The organism is Staphylococcus sp. HMSC34C02 (assembly GCF_001838705.1).
GTDB classification, from domain to species: domain Bacteria; phylum Bacillota; class Bacilli; order Staphylococcales; family Staphylococcaceae; genus Staphylococcus; species Staphylococcus borealis.
Map to the genome: position 1 here is coordinate 429,712 of NZ_KV838592.1, position 21,066 is coordinate 450,777.

Genomic DNA, 21,066 nt, shown 5'->3' on the forward strand with positions numbered 1-21,066 from the left:
TTTGGACTCATCAGTCCGATTTGACGTAGAGCCACATTAAAAATGCACAGAATGATACTAAACTTGACTATCATAGAACACAAAAAAAGGTTTGAAAACTAAATTTAGTTTTCAAACCTTTTTAATTATTTTAATTCTGCTACGCGTAAGCGGTTTTCAGCTCTAGCCAACGCTCGTTTAGCTCTGTTTATATCACTGTTATCCTGATCGTCCAAATGAGATTGTGCTCTTTGACGTGCTAATTTAGCTCGTTCAACATCTATCTCACTGGCAGTTTCAGCTGTTTGAACAATGACAGATACTTTATGTTGTCTAATTTCAACAAAGCCACCACTAACAGCTATATATTCAGTACCATTTCTAAAGTTCACTTTAACATGGCCTGTTTTTAATGCGGCAACTGTCGGAATATGCCCACTCATGACACCCATTTCACCAGCTGTTGTTTGAAAAACAACTAGTTCAACGTCATCTTTTTCGTAGACTGAACCATTAGGAGTGACAATATCAAGATTAACTGTACTCATTATCTATACCTCCTAATTGTTTAGACTTCAACACCCATATCTTTTGCTTTGGCAATTACATCTTCCATACTACCAACTAAACGGAAAGCATCTTCAGGAATATGGTCGTATTTACCATCTAAAATCGCTTTGAAATCAGCTACTGTCGTTTTAACAGGTACATATGAACCTTTTTGACCAGTAAATTGTTCTGCAACGTGGAAGTTTTGTGATAAGAAGAATTGAATTCTACGTGCACGTTCTACTGTAAGTTTATCTTCTTCTGATAACTCATCCATACCTAAAATTGCGATAATATCTTGCAATTCTCTATATTTTTGAAGTGTTGATTGAACATCACGTGCCACTTCATAATGCTCTTGACCAACAATTGCTGGTTCTAACGCTCTTGATGTAGACGCTAATGGATCCACGGCTGGATAGATACCCATTTCTGTTAATTTACGTTCAAGGTTAGTTGTCGCATCTAAGTGAGCGAATGCAGTTGCTGGCGCTGGGTCAGTATAGTCATCGGCTGGTACGAATACGGCTTGGATTGATGTTACAGAACCTTTATTCGTTGATGTAATACGTTCTTGTAATTGACCCATTTCTGTAGCTAATGTAGGTTGATAACCTACGGCAGAAGGCATGCGTCCTAATAAAGCTGATACTTCAGAACCTGCTTGAGTAAATCTGAAAATGTTATCGATGAATAAAAGTACGTCTTGTCCTTGTTCATCACGGAAATACTCAGCCATTGTTAATGCAGATAAAGCTACACGCATACGCGCACCGGGTGGCTCGTTCATTTGACCAAATACCATCGCTGTTTTCTTGATAACACCACTATCTCTCATTTCATAGTAAAGGTCATTACCTTCACGTGTACGTTCACCTACACCAGCGAATACAGAGATACCACCGTGTTCTTGTGCGATGTTATTAATTAATTCTTGAATTAATACGGTTTTACCAACTCCGGCACCACCGAATAGTCCGATTTTACCACCTTTAATATAAGGTGCTAGTAAGTCTACAACTTTAATTCCAGTTTCAAGAATTTCCACTTCAGTAGATAATTCATCAAAATTAGGTGATTGTCTATGAATTGGATCACGTCTCACTGAACTATCTAATTTATCTTCTAAATCAATTGTATCACCTAAGACGTTAAATACACGACCTAGCGTTACTTCACCAACTGGCACTGAAATATCTTGTCCAGTGTTTTGAACTTCCATGCCTCGTTGAACACCATCTGTTGAATCCATAGCGATTGTACGAACAACGTCATCACCTAGTTGTAATGCAACTTCAAGTGTTAATTCAAAAGTACCATCTTCTTTAGGAACTTCAATGATTAAGGCGTTATTAATTTCAGGTACTTCATTATGTTCAAAACGAACGTCAATAACAGGACCCATAACCTGAGTTACACGGCCATTACCCATGTTGTTTCCTCCTTTAAAATATTATTCAAGTGCTGCGGAACCACCAACAATTTCAGTAATTTGTTGTGTGATTTCAGCTTGTCTCGCTCTATTATATTGTAATGATAAGTCATCAATAAGTTCAGTCGCATTATCAGAAGCATTTTTCATTGCAGTCATTCTCGCTGCATGTTCACTAGCCTTAGCATCTAAAATCGTTCCATAAATTAAACTTTCAACATATTGAGGAAGAATAACACTTAGGATAGATTCTTTATCCGGTTCAAATTCATAAGAAGACATTTGACCTTGACCTTGGCTAGAATCTTCTCGAGATAATGGTAAAACTTGTTTAGTCGTTGGTTTATTTTCAAGAACACTAACATAATGACTATAATAAATTTTTAATTCATCAATATGTTCTTCACTAAATAAGTCAATCGCATGTTTCGCAATTGCTTGTATTGATTTGAATGAAGGTTGATCGGGAACATCAACAAGTGAATTCTCAATTTCATAACCTCTATTTTTAAGGAAATCAACACCAGATTGACCTAATACAATAATGCTATATTCATCACTATTAGAATGTTTTTCACTAATATCATTAATCAGTCGTTTTAAGACATTTGAACTGTATGCACCTGCTAAGCCTTTGTCACTAGTAATTACTAAGTAACCACTACGTTGAACTTGTCTAGGTCTTAACATAGGATGACTAGAGTGTTTACTCGCTCCTGCAATTGCAGTAATCGCATCCTGCATTTTTTCCATATAGGGTTCAAATTGCTTTGTGTTTTTTTCAGCTCGACGTAATTTTGAACTTGATACCATGTTCATTGCTTTGGTAATTTGTTTCATTTTTTTCGTCGATTTGATACGACCATCTATCTCTTTTAATGAAGCCATTATCTCACCACCCTTTCAATTTAAAGTTTAATTATTCAGATTTGCTAAAGCTTTTCTTGAATTCATTAATTGTAGCTTCAAATTTATCGTCAGATGGTAAGGCACCAGTTTCTCTAATTTCATTTAATAAGTCAGAACCATTTGATTTCGCCCAACTATTTAATTCGTCTTCGAAACGTGTAATATCCTCAACAGGAATATCATCTAAATAACCTTTTGTTAAGGCATATATAATTAAAACTTGGTTTTCAACAGGTAATGGTTTGTTTTGGTCTTGTTTCAACACTTCAACCGTACGTTTACCTCTTTCAAGTTTTCTGGCTGTGAATTCATCTAAATCAGAACCGAATTGCGCAAATGATTCTAACTCTCTATAAGAAGCTAAGTCTAAACGTAGCGTTCCTGCTACCTTCTTCATTGCTTTGATTTGAGCAGATCCACCTACACGTGAAACTGATTGTCCCGCATTAATCGCAGGTCTTACACCTGAGAAGAATAAGTCAGATTGTAAGAAGATTTGTCCATCTGTAATTGAAATTACGTTAGTTGGTACATATGCAGAAATATCCCCTGCTTGTGTTTCGATAATTGGTAACGCCGTAATTGAGCCGCCACCTAAATCATCATTTAATTTGGCTGCTCTTTCTAATAATCTACTATGTAGATAGAAAACATCACCAGGGTAAGCTTCACGACCTGGAGGTCTACGTAAAAGTAATGATAACTCACGGTATGCTGCCGCTTGTTTTGTAAGATCATCATAAACGATTAATACATGCTTACCATTAAACATGAATTCCTCACCCATAGTTACACCAGAATAAGGTGCAATATAAAGTAATGGTGAAGGTTCAGATGCTGAAGCTGAAACAACAATAGTGTAATCTAATGCGCCAGCTTGACGTAATTTTTCTACATTTGCACGTACAGTTGAATCTTTTTGACCAATTGCTACGTAAATACAAATTGTATCTAAACCTTTTTGGTTTAAGATTGTATCAATACCGATTGTTGTTTTACCTGTTTGTCTATCTCCGATAATTAACTCACGTTGACCACGTCCGATTGGAACTAATGCGTCAATCGCTTTAATACCAGTTTGAAGTGGTTCGTCAACAGATTTACGAGCCATTACACCTGTTGCTTTTTGTTCAACAGGGCGTGTTTTTGTTGTATTGATAGGACCTTGTCCATCAATAGGTTGACCTAATGGGTTAACAACGCGACCAATAAGTTCTTCCCCTACTGGAACTTCCATAATACGTCCAGTACGTCTAACTTCGTCGCCTTCAGTAATTTCAGTATATGGTCCTAAAATAACTACACCCACATTTGATTCTTCAAGGTTTTGAGCTAAACCAAGAACACCATTTGAGAACTCTACTAGCTCACCAGCCATACAGTCATTTAATCCGTGAATTAATGCGATACCGTCACCAATTTGGAGTACCGTACCTACATCAGTTACAGACATTTCAGACTCATAATTTTCAATTTGTGAGCGAAGTAATGCACTGATTTCTTCAGCTTTTATGGCCATCTATGTCACTCCTCTTTATTTTAGTTTACTCTTCTAAATTTGCGTTCGATTTGTTCTAAATCTTTTTTAACACTGCCATCTAGCACAGTAGTACCAACTTTAACTCTAAATCCTCCAATTAATTCAGGATTTATTTTCGTAGTAATATGTACTTGTGATAAATTCGTTTGTTTTAAAATTAAGTCTTTAATGCGACTAAGTTCATCGTCACTTAATTGATAAACTGATTCAACAATGGCTGAATCTTCATTATGATACTCATTGTATAAACTTTTAAATTCTTTAAAAATTGAATTAATCAGTACTAAATGACGATTATTAGCTAATATCATTAGCATATTTTTTAAGTAATAGTTAGCATCTCCAAAAACGATACCAACAAATTTGCGTCTTTCAGAAGCCGGTTGGTTAGGATTTGAGTCAATTGCTCTTAAATCTTCATCATAGTTTTTTGTGGCTTCACTAACTATACTAAGTTCTTCGTACATTAAGTCTAATCTTTCTTTATCGATAGCGACGTCAAATAATGCTTTAGCGTATTTATTTGCTACATTTGCCATTATTTATCGCCTGCCTCTTTTAAATACTTATCAACAAGTTCTTTTTGATCTTGTTCTGAAATTTCTTTTTGAAGTACTTTAGATGCAATCAATACTGATAACTCAGACACTTGATTGTTAATATCTGCTAATGCACGTTCTTTCTCGCTATTGATTTCACTTTGAGCAGTTTCAATCATACCGTTTGCACGAATATTTGCTTCATGAATGATTTCTTCATGTTGTTTACGTGCTTGAACTCTAGCATCTTCTAAAATACGTTGAACTTCATCTTGAGTTTGTTTTAGTGTCTTTTTATTTTCTTCTTCAAGTTTTTGTGCATTTAATTTTGCTTCTTCAGCTTCATCAATGTCTCTATTGATGTCACGTTCACGTTTGTCCATTACTTCTTTTAATGGACCCCAAGCAAATTTCTTAAGTAGTGCTAATAAAATAGCAAATGTGATTACTGTAACAATGACAGTACCCCATTCAACACCACCACCTGCTGCACCTAAAACGAATGAATTAGTTAATGCATTCACTGGCATTTGACACTCCTTTCATAATTAATCACCACTTGCCATTAAATAAAACGAACGGCGAAGATCCAAGTGACTTCGCCATGAAATTTTCTTATTGGAAAAGAGTCATGAATGCGATTACAACACCGATGATAGGTAATGCCTCAACTAAACCAATACCGATGAACATGATACTCATTAATTGTCCACGTGCTTCTGGTTGACGAGCTACACCTTCTACTGTTCTTGAAACGATAAGACCGTTACCGATACCTGCGCCTAGTGCTGATAAACCAATTGCAATTGCTGCTGCGATTAAACCCATATTAATAATTCCTCCTAAAATGTTTGTTTAAGTTAATGTGTGTCCGCTACTTTGTGGGACATGTAAACCATTGAAAGCATGATAAATATATATGCTTGGATTGAGCCGACAAAGATAGAGAATCCTTGCCATACGATTAAACCTGGAATACCTATAATCCAACCCCAAGCACTGCTTACAACTAAGCCGGCTAATAAAGAAAGTAATAATTCACCGGCAAATATATTACCGTATAAACGTAGACCAAGTGTTAATGTTGAAGAGAATTCTTCAAAAACATTGATAATTGCTAATGGCCAGAATGGTTTAAAGTAATTACCTATGTAAGCTTTAGTTCCACGCATTTTCACACCATAATAGTGTGTAAGTAATATCATCATAGTTGATAATGTCAATGTGACAGTTGCGTCAGCTGTTGGAGATTTCCACCATAGATAATGATCTTTAGTCACTATAGCAAATGGTAGTCCTAACATGTTTGCAACAAAGATAAATAAAATCAATGTTACTGCTAAGAAGTGAAACTGACCACCTTTTTTCCAAGCCATATTACTCTCTATGATGCTTCTTACAAAGTCAAAGATCCATTCGATAAAATTCTGTTTACCTGATGGTCTTTTCTTTAGATTACGCGTACAAATAATAGCTATTAGAAAAACAATGATTGCTGTAATAACTAACATCATGATGCTTGCTAAATTGAAAACGAGATCAAAACCAAATACATTCCAACTTACGAGCGGGTTTTTGTGATCCATGTACTCACCTCTTTCTTTATTAAAATTTTAATTCTTAAGCAGTAGAGGGCGTAAAATGATTAAAACATAAGAAAACATAAGACCAATCATTACCCCAATAATATTGACATTATCTTTAAATAAAAACCATATTACGCACGCAATGATAGCGACTAAGTACCTCCAAGTATTGCCCGTAGAAATATGTATGTTATCTGGTTGCTTTGCCCGAGATAAATATAATTCGAAAATATAGGTATTTATTAAAGATCCAAATGTTCCTATTATTAATCCTAGAATAAAAGGATTTGGAATAACGATATACAACACAGCCAATATAATTAAAAAATAAATATAATATTGAATGAATTGTTTAAATATGATGCTGAAACGCCTCATTTTTCTCCTCCAAATTAACTTATGACAACCATGTAAACCGTTCCACTCATACAAATTTAATAATAATATAGGGTAAATAGTGTGTCAATTCTATTCAAATTGTTGTAAAAATTAACTCTTTTATTGTCACAAAATGTTCACAATTTAAAATTTTTTTATGATTTGAAAGGCTCTGGTGAATTTGATGTCAAACCAAAATAATATTTTATACTCTCACAAATTCTTATAGATGCTTTACCATCACCATAAGGATTTTGAGTTTGTGACATTTGATTATAAATTATTTCGTTATCCAATAATTCTGCCGTTGTATTATGCACATTTTCAAAATCCGTTCCAATTATTTTCAAAGTGCCCGCTGCTACACCTTCTGGTCTCTCGGTTACATCTCTAAGCACCAAGACAGGTTTATTCAATGAAGGTGCCTCTTCTTGAATACCACCTGAATCCGTCAAGATTAAATAGGCGTTACTTACGAAGTTGTGGAAGTCTACAACGTCTAATGGTTCAATTAATTCAATACGCTCATGATCACCTAAATACTTATAAGCTAGTGACCTTACTTTAGGATTCAGATGTAGTGGTGATACAATGACCACATCTTCATATTCATCAACAATAGTGCGCATTGCTTTATAAATCTCAATCATTGGCTGTCCAATATTTTCTCTTCGGTGAACAGTTAATAGGATAATACGTTTATTTTGATGTTTTGTGATTATATCTGATGTATATTCCTTTTGGACCGTTAATTTAAGTGTATCAATAGCAGTATTTCCAGTAATAATTACTGTGTCTGGATTTTTCTGTTCTTGAAGCAAATTATTCGCTGCACCTTTAGTAGGCGCAAAATGCAGGTCGGCTAGATTACTTACCATTTGCCTATTCATCTCTTCTGGGAAAGGTGCATATTTACGTCGTGTTCTTAAACCAGCTTCTACGTGACCAACAGGTACCTGATTATAAAAAGCAGCTAGTGCACCTGAAAATGTAGTAGTGGTATCACCATGGACGAGCACCATATCCGGTTTTTCTTTTTTAATAATTTCTTCAAGTTGCGTCATTGCTCTTGATGTAATGTCTGATAGCGTTTGACCTTCCTTCATGATATTCAAATCATAATGTGGCTCGATGTTGAAAGTTTGTAAGACCGAATCTAACATTTCGCGATGCTGAGCAGTTACAACAATCATTGGTTCTAACTCAGCATCACACTCGAGTGCCTTCACTAAAGGTGCCATCTTAATTGCTTCTGGTCTAGTACCAAAGACTGTCATAATCTTTCTCATACATAAACTCCTATACCTATTTTGTACCGAACAATCTGTCCCCAGCATCACCTAAACCTGGTGTAATATATGCTTTATCATTTAATTTTTCGTCTAATGCTGCAATATAGATATCGACATCATCGTGCGCTTCTTGCATTTTTTCAACACCCTCTGGTGCAGCAATAAGGCACATGAATCTAATATTTTTAGCACCGCGTTTCTTCAACGAATTAATTGCTTCGATTGCTGATGCTCCAGTAGCTAACATTGGGTCTACCACAATGATTTGTCTCTCATCAATATCTTGTGGAAGTTTAGCAAAGTATTCTACTGCTTCCAATGTTTTAGGATCACGGTATAAACCAATGTGACCAACACGTGCCGCTGGGACTAAGCTTAATACACCATCTGTCATCCCTAAACCGGCTCTAAGAATTGGAACGATTGCTAATTTTTTACCAGCTAATCTTTTTGCAGTCATAGTTGTTACTGGCGTTTTAATTTCAACATCTTGAAGTTCTAAGTCTCTAGTAACCTCATACGCCATTAACATGCCGACTTCATCAACAAGTTCTCTAAATTCTTTAGTTCCCGTATTCATATCACGGATATAACTTAATTTGTGTTGAATTAGTGGGTGATCAAATACATGTACTTTACTCATTTATATTGCCTCCAAAATTTTATAAATTATTCATATAGCGGATATTTAGCTGTTAAACGACTTACCCTTTCTCTTGCTTCTTTCAATTTTGTATCATCATTAGGGTGTTTAAGTGCTAAGCTAATAATACGACCAACTTCTTTGAATGCTTCTTCATCAAAGCCTCTTGTTGTAGCAGCTGGTGTGCCTAAACGTATACCACTTGTTACAAAAGCTTTTTCTTGGTCAAATGGAATTGTATTTTTATTACATGTTATTCCAATTGAATCTAATGTCGCTTCCGCTTCTTTACCTGTAACATTAACTGAGTTTTTAACATCTACAGATACTAAATGGTTATCAGTGCCACCTGACACAATTCTAAAGCCCTCTTCTTTCAACGTTTCAGAAAGCACTTTAGCATTTTTGACGACTTGCTCTTGATACGTTTTAAAGTCTTGTTCAAGTGCTTCACCGAATGCGACTGCTTTAGCAGCAATGACATGTTCTAAAGGTCCACCTTGTATTCCAGGGAATATTGTTTTATCTATATCCTTCTTATACGCTTCTTTACAAAGAATTAATCCACCACGTGGGCCACGTAAAGTTTTATGCGTTGTTGTTGTTACAAAATCAGCATATTCTACAGGATTTGGATGTAAACCTGCTGCAACTAAACCAGCGATATGAGCCATATCAACCATTAATTTAGCGCCAACTTCATCAGCGATTTCTTTGAACTTTTTAAAATCAAGTTGTCTTGAATACGCTGAAGTTCCTGCAACGATTAATTTAGGCTTGTGTTCATGTGCTAATTGACGCACAACGTCATAGTCAATTTTTTCAGTTTCTTTATCTACACCATAATCTACAAAGTTGTAGAATTTACCACTGAAATTAACTGGTGAACCATGCGTTAAATGACCACCATGACTCAAATTCATACCTAAAACAGTATCACCCATCTCTAAAGCGACAAGATATACCGCCATATTGGCTTGAGACCCTGAGTGGGGTTGCACATTTACATGCTCCGCACCAAATAATGCTTTCGCTCTTTCAATTGCAATCGTTTCAGTTACGTCAACATAATCACAACCACCATAGTAACGACGACCTGGATAGCCTTCAGCATATTTGTTAGTCATCACAGAACCCTGGGCTTCCATCACCGCTTCAGATACAAAGTTTTCAGATGCGATTAATTCAATGTTGTTATTTTGCCTATTATATTCATTTTGAATTGCTTCATAGACAGCTTTATCTTGATTTTGGATATATGACATATAAAATCCCCCTTTACACTTTCTAGCTTATTCGTATTTAGCTCGTTCACCACCGATTTTCTTAGGTCTTGATGTAGCTATCGTAACAATAGCTTCACCAACTTGTTTGACACTTGTTCTAACCGGTACACAAACGTGTTTAATATGCATTCCAATTAATGTTTGACCAATATCAATACCCTTAGGGACTGAAATATGTTCAACTACGATTGGATCATTCATTTGCTTATAAGCATAAGTTGCAAGACTTCCACCTGCGTGAACATCAGGAACAACTGATACTTCTTCCATCGTTAGCGGATTGAAATCTTCACGTTCAATTGTAACTGCTCTGTTAATATGCTCACAGCCTTGAAATGCAAAAGAAACACCAGTCTCTTGTTTTACTTGTGCTAATGCACTAAAGATTTCCTCTGCAACTTCCATCGATCCTACAGAACCTATCTTTTGTCCTATAACTTCAGAAGTCGAACATCCTATCACGCAAAGTTCATCTTTCTTGAAAAAAGATTGCGCCTTAAGTTCATCAAGCAACGTTTTAAGTTCTTGCATTGAAATCTCCACCTCAATTACATAATTAAAAAGAAGCATAGCAAACTAGCTATACTTCTTTATTATAACTTATTTAACGCTTAACATATACTAATTGTATAATATTTCGCTTTATGAATCTGACTGTAATTTACTTATTAAGTGTTGAAGCTCTTTAAATGTTTGTCGGTATGTTTCAATACTACCGCCAAACGGATCGCCAATATCGCCTGATTCCCCAACATATTCACCAAGTTGATAAATGCGACCATTATCATCATAACTATAAATAAGTTGTTGTTTATGCATTTCAGTCATTGTTAATATTAAATCGCTTTCTAAATCCGCCTTACTAAATTGCTTGGCCCGCGTAGGTTCTGGCAATTCATGCTCAGCGATGACTTTAAGTGATTCAGGTGAAATAGATTGTCCATCTACTGCAAATAACCCTCTTGAATTAATAACGTCTTTTTCGAGTATTTTCTTTGCAATACTTTCTGCCATCGGACTACGACACGTATTTCCTGTACACACAAATGTTATTCTCATAATGTTTCACCTCTAACTAAGTGATTTCCTGTAGCTTTACGCATTCTGTTCATAATTGCCTCTGTTGCATCTGTTTTATCAAATGCATAAATATATGCCTCATGTATTTCTGAATTTTCATCGATATCATGGAGTATTTTAAACAAATTATGATTGGCTTGTTTCGTATCATGCTGATCTTTACAGAGCGAAATAAATATGGCATCACTAGGGACAAAGTGTTTTAAATTATCCGGTAAAATAAAAGCGGTATGCGTCCAATCTTTAACAGTTGTAATAGGTTTACTTAGATTTGTCAACATTGTTACAGGTGTTTCAGGAGCATAGTGCTTATATTTCATACCAGGTGCTATCGGTTTGCTTGTCGTATCATATTGATAATGTTCAACACTTCCAGGCAAGACTTCATTAATCATTGATTGTGTAATTGCTCCTGGTCTGGCTATTCTAAATGGGAACTGTGTGCAATCGAGTACAGTACTTTCTAGGCCTTCTTCACTTTGATCTCCATTAACGATTCCATCTATCTTCCCATTTAAATCGGTATAAACATGTTGAAACGTCGTAGGTGAAGGTCTACCACTGACATTAGCACTTGGCGCAGCAATTGGCATATCCGTATATTGGAGTATTGCACGGCCAATGGGATGACTTGGCATACGTACAGCGATGGATTGCAAACCACCTGTCACTTTGTTACAGAGATACCCAGGCTTTAAAGGTAAAATAAATGAAATCGGGCCTGGCCAAAATTCATCCATCAAGCATTTTGCCTCACTTGGTAAATGAGACACAAAATCACCAATTTGAGAGATGTCATGAATATGTACAATTAATGGATTGTCGGAAGGTCGACCCTTGGCTTGATATATATTTGAAACGGCTTGTTGGTTTCGGGCATCAGCACCCAACCCATATACTGTTTCTGTCGGAATTGCAATTAAACCACCATCTTGATATATCTGCTTTATTTTGTCTAATTCCGGATAATCTAATGGCGCATTTTGATATTGACGCATATCCCATAAATTCGTTTTCATCAAGGTCACTCCTCCATCATTTTTATTCATATATAGGAAAAGAAGAGTCGGGGACATAAATAATATAATAATGCTATTTAGCAAATTCGCAGTAGTTGACTGAACTGAGAAGGCCCTTAAATCAAGCTTTCCTCAGTTCTAGTCACCTTTGCAGGGGTGGGCGGGGCCCCAACACAAAAAATCACGAAAGTGATTTTACAAGCTAAGCAAGGTTGGGGTTCGGGGCCCCAGCAAAGAGAATTTCATAAAGAAATTCTACAAGCAAAGCAAGCTGGGAGTTTACGACGAATTTAAAAGAATTCTGTCCCACTCCCCTACAATATCATTTTTGGCAGTGGCTAACTGATTTGAAAACGCGCTTAAATTAAGCCATTTCAAACCTAGTCATCCTTACCGGCGGGGCCCAGCAAAAAGAATTTCATCAAGAAATTCCATAATCAAACCAAGCTGGGGCGGGACTACGAAATCATTTTAATATCTATTCCGTTTCCTTTGAGTTTCACCATTTAAATGATACGATTCTATCATTTCCATTTATATCTTTGATAACTTTAACATCCAATTTAGGATATTTTTCTAAAATGATACTTCTTAATTTCTCACCTTGATTATAGCCAATTTCAAAGGTCACATAAGCATCATCATTGAGCACTTGAGGTAAGTCGTTAAGGATTGATTCATAAATAGCATAGCCCTTATTTTCTGCGAATAATGCTTTATGGGGCTCGTATTTTACAACTGTAGGTGCCATTGTATCCATCTCATCAACATCAATATATGGTGGATTGGAAATAATACCATCCAATTTAATATTATGTTGGATAAACGGTTTCAAGGCATTGCCTTTCAAGAAATGGATATCCACCTCATGATTGTGCGCATTATCAGTAGCGATATCTATGGTTTCTTGAACGATATCTGTTGCATAAACAGTAAAGTCATTATTTAGCTTTTTTAATGTAACAGCCAATACACCACTACCCGTTCCAACATCAGCAATTGTTGCGCTTGAGTTACAATGCTCAAGAAAATGCAACATTACTTCCTCGGTTTCAGGTCGTGGAATTAAACAATGTTCATTGACTTGAAATTGGTAGCCATAAAAAGATTGAAATCCAACAATATATTGGATTGGTTCTCCTAAAAGCATTCGTTCAGTCGCCAGCGAAAACTTAATTTCTTCTGCTTTTGACATATCATCATACATATGAATTAAATAATCCGTTCTTGACCACCCAAATAAATCAAGCATTAACCATTCCGCTCTTGATTGTTCGTACCCTTTTTCTACAGCTTGTTTGATAGCACTATCTAATTTTTCTTTAAAGTTCACCATTGTTAAGTTCTTTCAATTTCTCAGTTTGTTCAGATAAAGTTAAAGCATCAATAATTTCATCTAACTTACCTTCCATAATTTGGTCTAACTTTTGTAATGTTAAACCTATTCTATGGTCTGTCACACGACTTTGTGGATAGTTATATGTTCTAACACGTTCAGATCTATCACCAGTTCCTACTGCTGATTTACGTTGTGCCGCATATTTTTGTTGTTCTTCTTGTAATTTCATATCATATAGACGTGCTTTTAATACTTTCAGAGCTTTTTCACGGTTTTGAATTTGTGATTTTTCAGAAGATGTCGCAATCACACCCGTTGGTAAGTGTGTAATACGTACAGCTGAGTCAGTAGTATTGACGTGCTGACCACCTGCACCACTTGAACGATATGTGTCTATTTTCAAATCTTCATTGCGAATTTCAATTTCAACATCTTCTACTTCAGGCAGTACAGCAACTGTTGCTGTTGACGTATGAATTCGGCCACCTGATTCTGTTTCTGGTACACGTTGAACACGATGTGCACCATTTTCAAATTTTAATTTACTGTATGCACCGTTCCCAGAAACTGAGAAACTAATTTCTTTGTAACCACCATGGTCACTTTCAGCTGCTTCAACTATTTCCGTTTTAAAGTTTTGAGATTCTGCATATTTACTATACATTCTTAGTAAATCTCCCGCAAAGATGGCTGCTTCATCTCCACCTGCAGCTGCTCTAATTTCAACGATAACGTCTTTTTCATCGTTAGGGTCTTTTGGTATTAGTAAGAATTTAAGCTGTTCTTCTAATTCAGGAATCACACTTTTCAAGCTAGCGCTTTCCTCTTTTAACATTTCGATTTCTTCTTTATCATCTGTTTCGTTTAACATGTCATCAATTTCAGCTATTTCTTCTTTTTTACTTTTATAGTCTCTATATACATCAACTGTTTTTTGTAAATCAGCTTGTTCTTTTGAATATTTGCGTAACTTGTCTGGATCATTTACGATTTCAGGGTCACTTAACATCTCATTGAGTTGTTCATATCTTTCTTCAACGATATCTAATTGATCAAACACTACATTTCCTCCTCGTCACTTGTACTTGGTGCTACTATATGATGTGCTCGACATCTCGGTTCATAACTTTCATTTGCGCCTACTAAAATGATAGGATCATCAACTTTAGCTGGTTGTCCATTGATTAAGCGTTGTGTTCTACTCGATGATGAGCCGCATACTGCGCAAACAGCTTGCAGTTTAGTAACCTGTTCACTTACCGCCATAATTTGAGGCATTGGTTCAAATGGTTCTCCTCTAAAATCCATATCTAAGCCTGCTACCACAACTCGATGACCATTTTCTGCAAGCTTCTCAACTATATTTACAATTTCTTTATCAAAAAATTGAATTTCATCAATGCCAATGACATCAACTAGAGATAAATCATGCAACAATATATCTCTAGATGTCGAAATATTAATTGCTTCTAATTCATTTCCGTCATGAGAAACAACTTTTTCTTTGTGATAACGATCATCAATCGCTGGTTTAAACACTACTACTTTTTGTTTAGCGTATATGCCTCTTCTTAATCTACGAATAAGTTCTTCTGACTTACCGCTAAACATACTTCCAGTAATGCATTCAATCCAACCGGAATGGTAAGTTTCATACATTATAAGTTCCACCTTTTACAAAAACATAATCGCTTAATTATATCATATTTCTATGTATTATAACTATCTCTTTAAAGACTACTTAAATTTAAAAAAACTGCCTACGCGATTCTATATAAAATAGACTAGGCAGACAGTTTAAACTTATAATTAGTTGTTGTTTGATTTGAGACCAAACTTTTTGTTGAAACGTTCCACACGACCATCCGCAGCAGCGAATTTTTGACGTCCTGTGTAGAATGGATGTGAATCTGAAGATACATCTAAACGAATAACTGGGTATTCATTGCCATCTTCCCATTCCATTGTTTCTGAAGATGTTTTAGTTGAACCACTTAAAAATTTAAAGTTTGTTGTTGTATCTAAAAAGATAACTTTGTGATAATCAGGATGGATTCCTTGTCTCATTATTTTCAGCTCCTTTGCCCTGAACCATCTGGAACAGAGTTATTTGTGAGTTTTTTACCCAATACTTGGTAATTATAATAGTTATTAGATTAAAACGCAACCCTCAAACAGATATTCATTAAATAATTGGTTTACCTGTTTTTGTACTTTCTTCTGCAGCCTTTTGTAATTGCTCGAAAAATTCTTTATTACTTTTAGAGCGTTTAAGTTTTCTAATGAACCTTTCAGTGAAATCTGTAGAATCCGTAAACATGTTTCTTAATTGCCATAATGAATCTAGTTCAGATTTACTAATTAATAATTCTTCTTTACGTGTAGAACTTCTTCCAATATCAATTGCTGGGAAAATTCGACGTTCAGACAATTTACGATCAAGATGGAGTTCCATATTTCCTGTTCCTTTGAACTCTTCATAAATCATATCATCCATACGTGAACCCGTTTCTACTAATGCAGTAGCTAATATTGTTAAGCTCCCACCTGCTTCAATATTACGTGCAGCACCAAAAAATGCTTTAGGCTTGTGTAATGAAGCGGGATCAAGTCCACCTGATAGTGTTCGTCCACTTGGTGGTATAACAAGGTTATATGCTCTTGCCAATCGAGTTATTGAGTCCATTAGAATAATCACATCTTGACCAATCTCAACTAAACGTTTAGCACGTTCTAATAATAATTCAGCTACTTTTACATGGTGTTGAGGTGGCTCATCAAAAGTTGAATGTACTACTTCAGCAGATTCAACAGAGCGTTCAATATCAGTGACTTCTTCTGGTCGTTCCCCTACTAATAAAACAAACAATTTCGCATCAGGTTTATTTTTGCAAATCGCATTAGCAATCTCTTTTAATAATGATGTTTTACCAGCTTTTGGTGGCGCAACGATAAGTCCACGTTGACCTAAACCAATTGGTGTAACTAAATCCATAATACGTGTTGAATAATTTTGGGGTTCTGTTTCTAAAACGATTCTTTCCTCAGGATAAAGAGGTGTTAAAGCTTGAAAGTGAGGGCGTTTTTTTACAACTTCAGCATTTTCGTCATTAACAAAGTCTACTTGTAATAAACCATAATATTTTTCATTATCTTTGGGTTTACGCACTTTACCAGTTACTTTGTCACCACGTTTGATTTCAAAACGGCGAATTTGACTTGCAGATATATAAATGTCCTTTTCACCTTTTGAATAATTAACTGTTCTTAAAAATCCATAGCCATCAGGTTGGATATCATCCAAGACACCCTCCATGTAGTAGTTCCCATCTTTTTCCATTTGGGCTTCCATAATAGCTAATACTAATTCACTCTTATTTAACTTACTATAATTTGTAAGTTTTAACGATTTGGCTTTCTGTGTTAATTCTTTCGTTGTGTAGTTTTTATACAATTCATGAAACGACTCATATTGCGGAGATGTACGTACTTTTTCAGGCATAAATTGCACCCATTTCTTATATATTTATAAAGACTTAAATTTGACTTGAAAAGAAATATTTCCATATAGATTCACTTCGATAAATCACAAAATCTATTGTGGATATTTCATATATTACTTTTTAAAGTCTTGAATACTAGAATTAATATAGCAAATTTTCAATTTAAATACAAAACGATTTTATTAAATTTCCAAAAATAAAACAGCTCATGGAACTAAAAATATCCCATGAACTGTTATAAATGACAAATTAATTAATTTTTAAAATTAACTGAAATAGCCGGCAATTGATTTCACTTCTAAGAATTCTTCAATTCCGTAATCGCCCCACTCACGGCCGATACCAGATTGTTTGTAACCGCCAAACGGTAAATCAGGTTGATTGCCAGCCTCATTGATTTCAATTCGTCCAGCTTCAATTGAGCGTGCTACTTTTTGAAGTGTTTCTTTATCTTTACCAATTACGTAACCTGCTAATCCATATTTTGTATCATTCGCAATTTTAATTGCTTCATCTAAGTCATTATAAGTGATAACAGAGGCAACTGGACCAAAGATTTCTTCTTGCGCAATGGTCATATCGTTATCAACATTAATGAAAATAGTTGGTCTTGCAAAGTAACCTTTATTTAATCCTTCTGGTTTACCAGGACCACCATAGAATAATTCGGCGCCTTCTTCAATCCCTTTATCAATATAAGATTGAACTGTATCAAATTGTTTTTTACTAATAATTGGACCGACTTGAGTGCCTTCTTCACGTGGATCGCCAACTTTAACTTTACTAAATTCTTCTTTTAGTGCGGTTAAGAAATCTTCTTTTTTACTTTCTGGTATCAAAATACGTGTACCAGCAGTACAAACTTGACCTGTATTATTAACTACTTTGCCTGTAGTCGCTTTTGCAGCTTCCTTAACATCAACATCATCTAAAACGATATATGGTGATTTACCACCTAATTCAAGTGATACTTTCTTGAAATCTTTAGAAGCCTTTTCCATAATTTTAGAGCCTGTACGACCTGAACCAGTAAATGACATCATTCTGACTTTAGGATGTTCACTTAGAGGATTACCGACACCTTCACCGTCACCGTTTACTAGATTGAATACACCTTTAGGCACGCCTACTTTATCAAAAATTTCAGCTAAAATAACGGCTGCAAATGGTGTTTCTTCAGAAGGTTTTAGAACTACAGGACTTCCTGCTGCAAATGCAGCGGCTAATTTCAATGACGTTTGATTAGTTGGGAAGTTCCATGGTGTCACTAATCCTGAAACACCTATCGCTTCTTTAGTTACTAATGCATCGCCACGTCTTTCATCAAATTCAAATGAATCTAACGCTCTGCTAGCTTCTTGGAAATGATCTAATCCCATTTGATAATGCACATTTTCAGATAATGTGAGTGGTGCACCAAGTTCATCTGTAATGGCTTCTATAATGTCTTGTTTTCTATTTTTATATTCTTCTACAATTTTATCTAATAGTTCTTTTCTTTCTTTTACTGAGCTATGACGAAATTCTAAATATACGTTATTTGCAGCTTCTACTGCTTTGTCTACGTCGTTAGCATTACCTTTAGCTACCTTACCAATGACTTCTTCTGTTGCTGGATTAATTACTTCAATTGTTTCATTACTATCGCTATCAACCCATTCACCATTGATATATTGTTGCGTATAATTTCTCATCAATGCTTCACTCCTTAAGAATCGTTATATCATGTGTGTACCTTTTTTTAACGAGAATTAAACATACCATGTCAGTACAGCATAATAAAAGCGTTTTGCACCTATATATAAAATGACTAACCTCAACTGTTAGATTCATTCCTTGTATAGTACAAAACGCTTAACTCTATTATTTAGATTTAACTTCTTCTTCAAGTGTAACGTGTTCACGAGCCCACGCTTCAATTGGTTTCAAAGCTTCGGCTAAAGCTTTACCTTTATCAGTCAATTCATAAATGATTGAAACTGGACTAGTTGAAACTACTTTCTTTTCTACTAATCCCCATTCACCTAAGTCAGTTAATTTAATACTTAATGCACGTGGTGTAATGGTCTTCAAATCCCTTTTCATATCGGAAAAGTGCGCAGTATAATCAGTGCATCGTGATAGATAATTAATGATTAAACCGTTCCAACTTCTACCAACAATTTTAAAGGTTTCTTCAAGATATGGACAGATTTCCAATGTCTTCACCTCTATTCAAAACATCTTTAGATTGTAGGTACTAAAAATCACTTATAAATACATTACATTAGTTCCAGTAATGGTTATAAGTCTACAACATATTAGTATCTAATATAATTATTATACCAGAAAAACAAGCCCTAATACAACGTCTAAAACTATCAATCATAGATCAATTGAAATCATCAAACAAATGCATCTGAATCATTCAAAGCTAAATATCAAATCAAAAAGACATTATATTAAGACTTTGACTTGTTTCTTAAATTTATCGTAGTGATTAAACTTCTTCCGTCCAAATATCTGCGCCCAGCGTTTTCAAATGTGTAACGATATCAGTATAACCTCTATAAATATGTCTAACATTATAAATTGTAGTTATACCTTCAGCTAATAGACCCGCAATAATTAGGCATGCACCAGCACGTAAATCACTCGCATATACGTCAGCACCATTTAATGTTGAAGGCTTAATTGTCGCTGTTCCTGTTTGCATGTCTGCATCGATATTGGCACCCATATGCTTTAACTCATCGACATGTCTAAAACGCGCAGGATATATCGTTTCTGTAACAAACGAAGGACCATCTGCCATAAATAATAATGGCGTTATTGGCTGCTGTAAATCTGTTGCAAAACCAGGATATACTAAAGTTTTAATGTCTACATTTTTGTACATAGGTTTGCGTTTAATGATAGCTTTTTCAGCATCTCCATCGATTTCAATATCTACGCCTAGTTCTTTTAACTTAACCGTTAAAGCTTCAACGTGTTTAGGAACGATATTATTAATCGTTATTTCTTCTCCAACTGCAGCTGCGATACACATATATGTACCCGCTTCAATACGGTCAGGAATAATTTGATATTCAGAACCATGCAAGTCTTTAACACCATTAATTTTTAGCGTACTTGTACCTGCACCTTTAATATTTGCACCAAGACTATTTAAGAAATTAGCTACATCTACAACTTCAGGTTCTTTGGCAGCATTCTCAATAACTGTCTGACCTTTCGCATGTACAGCAGCTAACATAATATTAATCGTTGCACCTACACTGACCATATCTAAGAAGATGTTAGCACCATGTAATTCTTTAGCTTCAATCTTCATTGACGTGTCATTGGATTCATCGATTTCTGCTCCTAATGCTTTGAACCCTTTAATATGTTGATCAATCGGACGTGGTCCTAATGGACAACCACCAGGTAAGCCGATAACGCATTTTTTAAAGCGACCCAACATCGCTCCCATCATATAGTAAGATGCTCGAAGAGATTCAACCTTATTGTTAGGCAGTGGTGCATTTTGAATTTCAGAAGTATCAACTTCTAGCGTTTTACCATTTAATTGAGCCTTAATGTTTAAATCTTCCAATAAACTAACTAGTGTTTCTACATCGGAAATTTGTGGTAAGCCATCTAATTTCACTTGGCCTTGAGCTAATAATGTTGCTGGGATGATAGCTACTGCGCTATTTTTGGCACCGCTTATCGTAACTTCTCCCTTTAGTGTTTGACCACCGCGAATTTTTATTACCTCTTGAGTCATAAGTTTATCTCCTTTGTTTCTCATTTATTTAAAATAATACATTAGTAGCATTATAAAATATACATTCTTTATTTGTAAAACATAAATTATTATGAATTAAAGATAATTGCAATAGTAAAAATTATTGATTCAAACTTTATAAAACCATCTCAAGTATTATATATACAAATATTATAAATCATTTTTGAAAAATAATTAAATGTGATTACTTATATTATAAAAGAAAAAGAGTGAAACGATG

Annotated in this window: 23 protein-coding genes; all 23 read right to left on the reverse strand. The window is 35.1% G+C overall.

From position 1 onward, the window contains the following. Nucleotides 1–125: 125 nt before the first annotated feature. Nucleotides 126–527, reverse strand: coding sequence for a F0F1 ATP synthase subunit epsilon (locus HMPREF3239_RS10715; protein ID WP_053031172.1), 402 nt, complete (start codon nt 525–527; stop codon nt 126–128). Nucleotides 528–547: 20 nt separating this feature from the next. Next, nucleotides 548–1,960, reverse strand: coding sequence for a F0F1 ATP synthase subunit beta (gene atpD, locus HMPREF3239_RS10720; RefSeq protein ID WP_053031170.1), 1,413 nt, complete (start codon nt 1,958–1,960; stop codon nt 548–550). Between the two features lie 21 nt (nt 1,961–1,981). Then, complete coding sequence (gene atpG, locus HMPREF3239_RS10725; protein ID WP_070855627.1) at nt 1,982–2,848, reverse strand: ATP synthase F1 subunit gamma; 867 nt, start codon at nt 2,846–2,848, stop codon at nt 1,982–1,984. 31 nt (nt 2,849–2,879) lie between these two features. Next, nucleotides 2,880–4,388: a F0F1 ATP synthase subunit alpha gene (atpA, locus tag HMPREF3239_RS10730; protein WP_053031165.1), complete on the reverse strand. Its 1,509-nt coding sequence runs from the start codon at nt 4,386–4,388 to the stop codon at nt 2,880–2,882. 20 nt (nt 4,389–4,408) lie between these two features. Then, nucleotides 4,409–4,948, reverse strand: coding sequence for a F0F1 ATP synthase subunit delta (locus HMPREF3239_RS10735; protein WP_070855628.1), 540 nt, complete (start codon nt 4,946–4,948; stop codon nt 4,409–4,411). Next, nucleotides 4,948–5,478, reverse strand: coding sequence for a F0F1 ATP synthase subunit B (locus HMPREF3239_RS10740; protein ID WP_016931216.1), 531 nt, complete (start codon nt 5,476–5,478; stop codon nt 4,948–4,950). The genes HMPREF3239_RS10735 and HMPREF3239_RS10740 overlap by 1 nt, the downstream gene beginning before the upstream one ends. 85 nt (nt 5,479–5,563) lie before the next feature. After that, nucleotides 5,564–5,776, reverse strand: coding sequence for a F0F1 ATP synthase subunit C (gene atpE / locus HMPREF3239_RS10745; protein ID WP_011275238.1), 213 nt, complete (start codon nt 5,774–5,776; stop codon nt 5,564–5,566). Between the two features lie 32 nt (nt 5,777–5,808). After that, nucleotides 5,809–6,534, reverse strand: coding sequence for a F0F1 ATP synthase subunit A (gene atpB, locus HMPREF3239_RS10750; RefSeq protein ID WP_011275237.1), 726 nt, complete (start codon nt 6,532–6,534; stop codon nt 5,809–5,811). Between the two features lie 27 nt (nt 6,535–6,561). Then, a complete protein-coding gene (locus HMPREF3239_RS10755) occupies nt 6,562–6,912 on the reverse strand; it encodes an ATP synthase subunit I (protein ID WP_053031161.1) in 351 nt (116 codons plus the stop codon). 155 nt (nt 6,913–7,067) lie between these two features. Next, the gene (gene wecB, locus HMPREF3239_RS10760) at nt 7,068–8,201 is read right to left on the reverse strand and encodes a non-hydrolyzing UDP-N-acetylglucosamine 2-epimerase (protein ID WP_070855629.1); all 1,134 of its coding nucleotides are present in this window, start codon (nt 8,199–8,201) and stop codon (nt 7,068–7,070) included. A 16-nt stretch (nt 8,202–8,217) separates the two neighbouring features. Next, nucleotides 8,218–8,847, reverse strand: coding sequence for a uracil phosphoribosyltransferase (upp, locus tag HMPREF3239_RS10765; protein ID WP_053031159.1), 630 nt, complete (start codon nt 8,845–8,847; stop codon nt 8,218–8,220). A 26-nt stretch (nt 8,848–8,873) separates the two neighbouring features. Further along, nucleotides 8,874–10,112: a serine hydroxymethyltransferase gene (glyA, locus tag HMPREF3239_RS10770; RefSeq protein ID WP_070855630.1), complete on the reverse strand. Its 1,239-nt coding sequence runs from the start codon at nt 10,110–10,112 to the stop codon at nt 8,874–8,876. Between the two features lie 27 nt (nt 10,113–10,139). Continuing rightward, a complete protein-coding gene (locus HMPREF3239_RS10775) occupies nt 10,140–10,664 on the reverse strand; it encodes a TIGR01440 family protein (RefSeq protein WP_070855631.1) in 525 nt (174 codons plus the stop codon). Nucleotides 10,665–10,775: 111 nt separating this feature from the next. Further along, nucleotides 10,776–11,192: a low molecular weight protein arginine phosphatase gene (locus HMPREF3239_RS10780; protein WP_070855632.1), complete on the reverse strand. Its 417-nt coding sequence runs from the start codon at nt 11,190–11,192 to the stop codon at nt 10,776–10,778. Beyond that, complete coding sequence (locus tag HMPREF3239_RS10785; RefSeq protein WP_070855633.1) at nt 11,189–12,232, reverse strand: L-threonylcarbamoyladenylate synthase; 1,044 nt, start codon at nt 12,230–12,232, stop codon at nt 11,189–11,191. The genes HMPREF3239_RS10780 and HMPREF3239_RS10785 overlap by 4 nt, the downstream gene beginning before the upstream one ends. 499 nt (nt 12,233–12,731) lie before the next feature. After that, nucleotides 12,732–13,568, reverse strand: coding sequence for a peptide chain release factor N(5)-glutamine methyltransferase (prmC, locus tag HMPREF3239_RS10790; protein WP_070855634.1), 837 nt, complete (start codon nt 13,566–13,568; stop codon nt 12,732–12,734). Then, nucleotides 13,555–14,631, reverse strand: coding sequence for a peptide chain release factor 1 (gene prfA / locus HMPREF3239_RS10795; RefSeq protein WP_053031148.1), 1,077 nt, complete (start codon nt 14,629–14,631; stop codon nt 13,555–13,557). Before prfA ends, prmC begins: the two co-directional genes overlap by 14 nt. Next, nucleotides 14,631–15,230 (reverse strand): thymidine kinase, encoded by a 600-nt coding sequence (locus tag HMPREF3239_RS10800; protein ID WP_070855635.1) that lies wholly within the window; start codon nt 15,228–15,230, stop codon nt 14,631–14,633. Before HMPREF3239_RS10800 ends, prfA begins: the two co-directional genes overlap by 1 nt. 150 nt (nt 15,231–15,380) lie before the next feature. After that, on the reverse strand, nt 15,381–15,638 hold the full coding sequence (locus HMPREF3239_RS10805) for a type B 50S ribosomal protein L31 (protein WP_011275226.1): 258 nt from the start codon (nt 15,636–15,638) through the stop codon (nt 15,381–15,383). Nucleotides 15,639–15,756: 118 nt separating this feature from the next. Further along, the gene (gene rho / locus HMPREF3239_RS10810; RefSeq protein ID WP_053031144.1) at nt 15,757–17,073 is read right to left on the reverse strand and encodes a transcription termination factor Rho; all 1,317 of its coding nucleotides are present in this window, start codon (nt 17,071–17,073) and stop codon (nt 15,757–15,759) included. Nucleotides 17,074–17,340: 267 nt separating this feature from the next. Then, a complete protein-coding gene (locus tag HMPREF3239_RS10815) occupies nt 17,341–18,768 on the reverse strand; it encodes an aldehyde dehydrogenase family protein (RefSeq protein ID WP_070855636.1) in 1,428 nt (475 codons plus the stop codon). 169 nt (nt 18,769–18,937) lie between these two features. Continuing rightward, nucleotides 18,938–19,273, reverse strand: a complete 336-nt coding sequence (locus HMPREF3239_RS10820; RefSeq protein WP_053031140.1) for a winged helix-turn-helix transcriptional regulator — start codon at nt 19,271–19,273, stop codon at nt 18,938–18,940. 280 nt (nt 19,274–19,553) lie between these two features. Next, nucleotides 19,554–20,825: a UDP-N-acetylglucosamine 1-carboxyvinyltransferase gene (locus HMPREF3239_RS10825; protein ID WP_053031138.1), complete on the reverse strand. Its 1,272-nt coding sequence runs from the start codon at nt 20,823–20,825 to the stop codon at nt 19,554–19,556. Nucleotides 20,826–21,066: the final 241 nt, after the last annotated feature.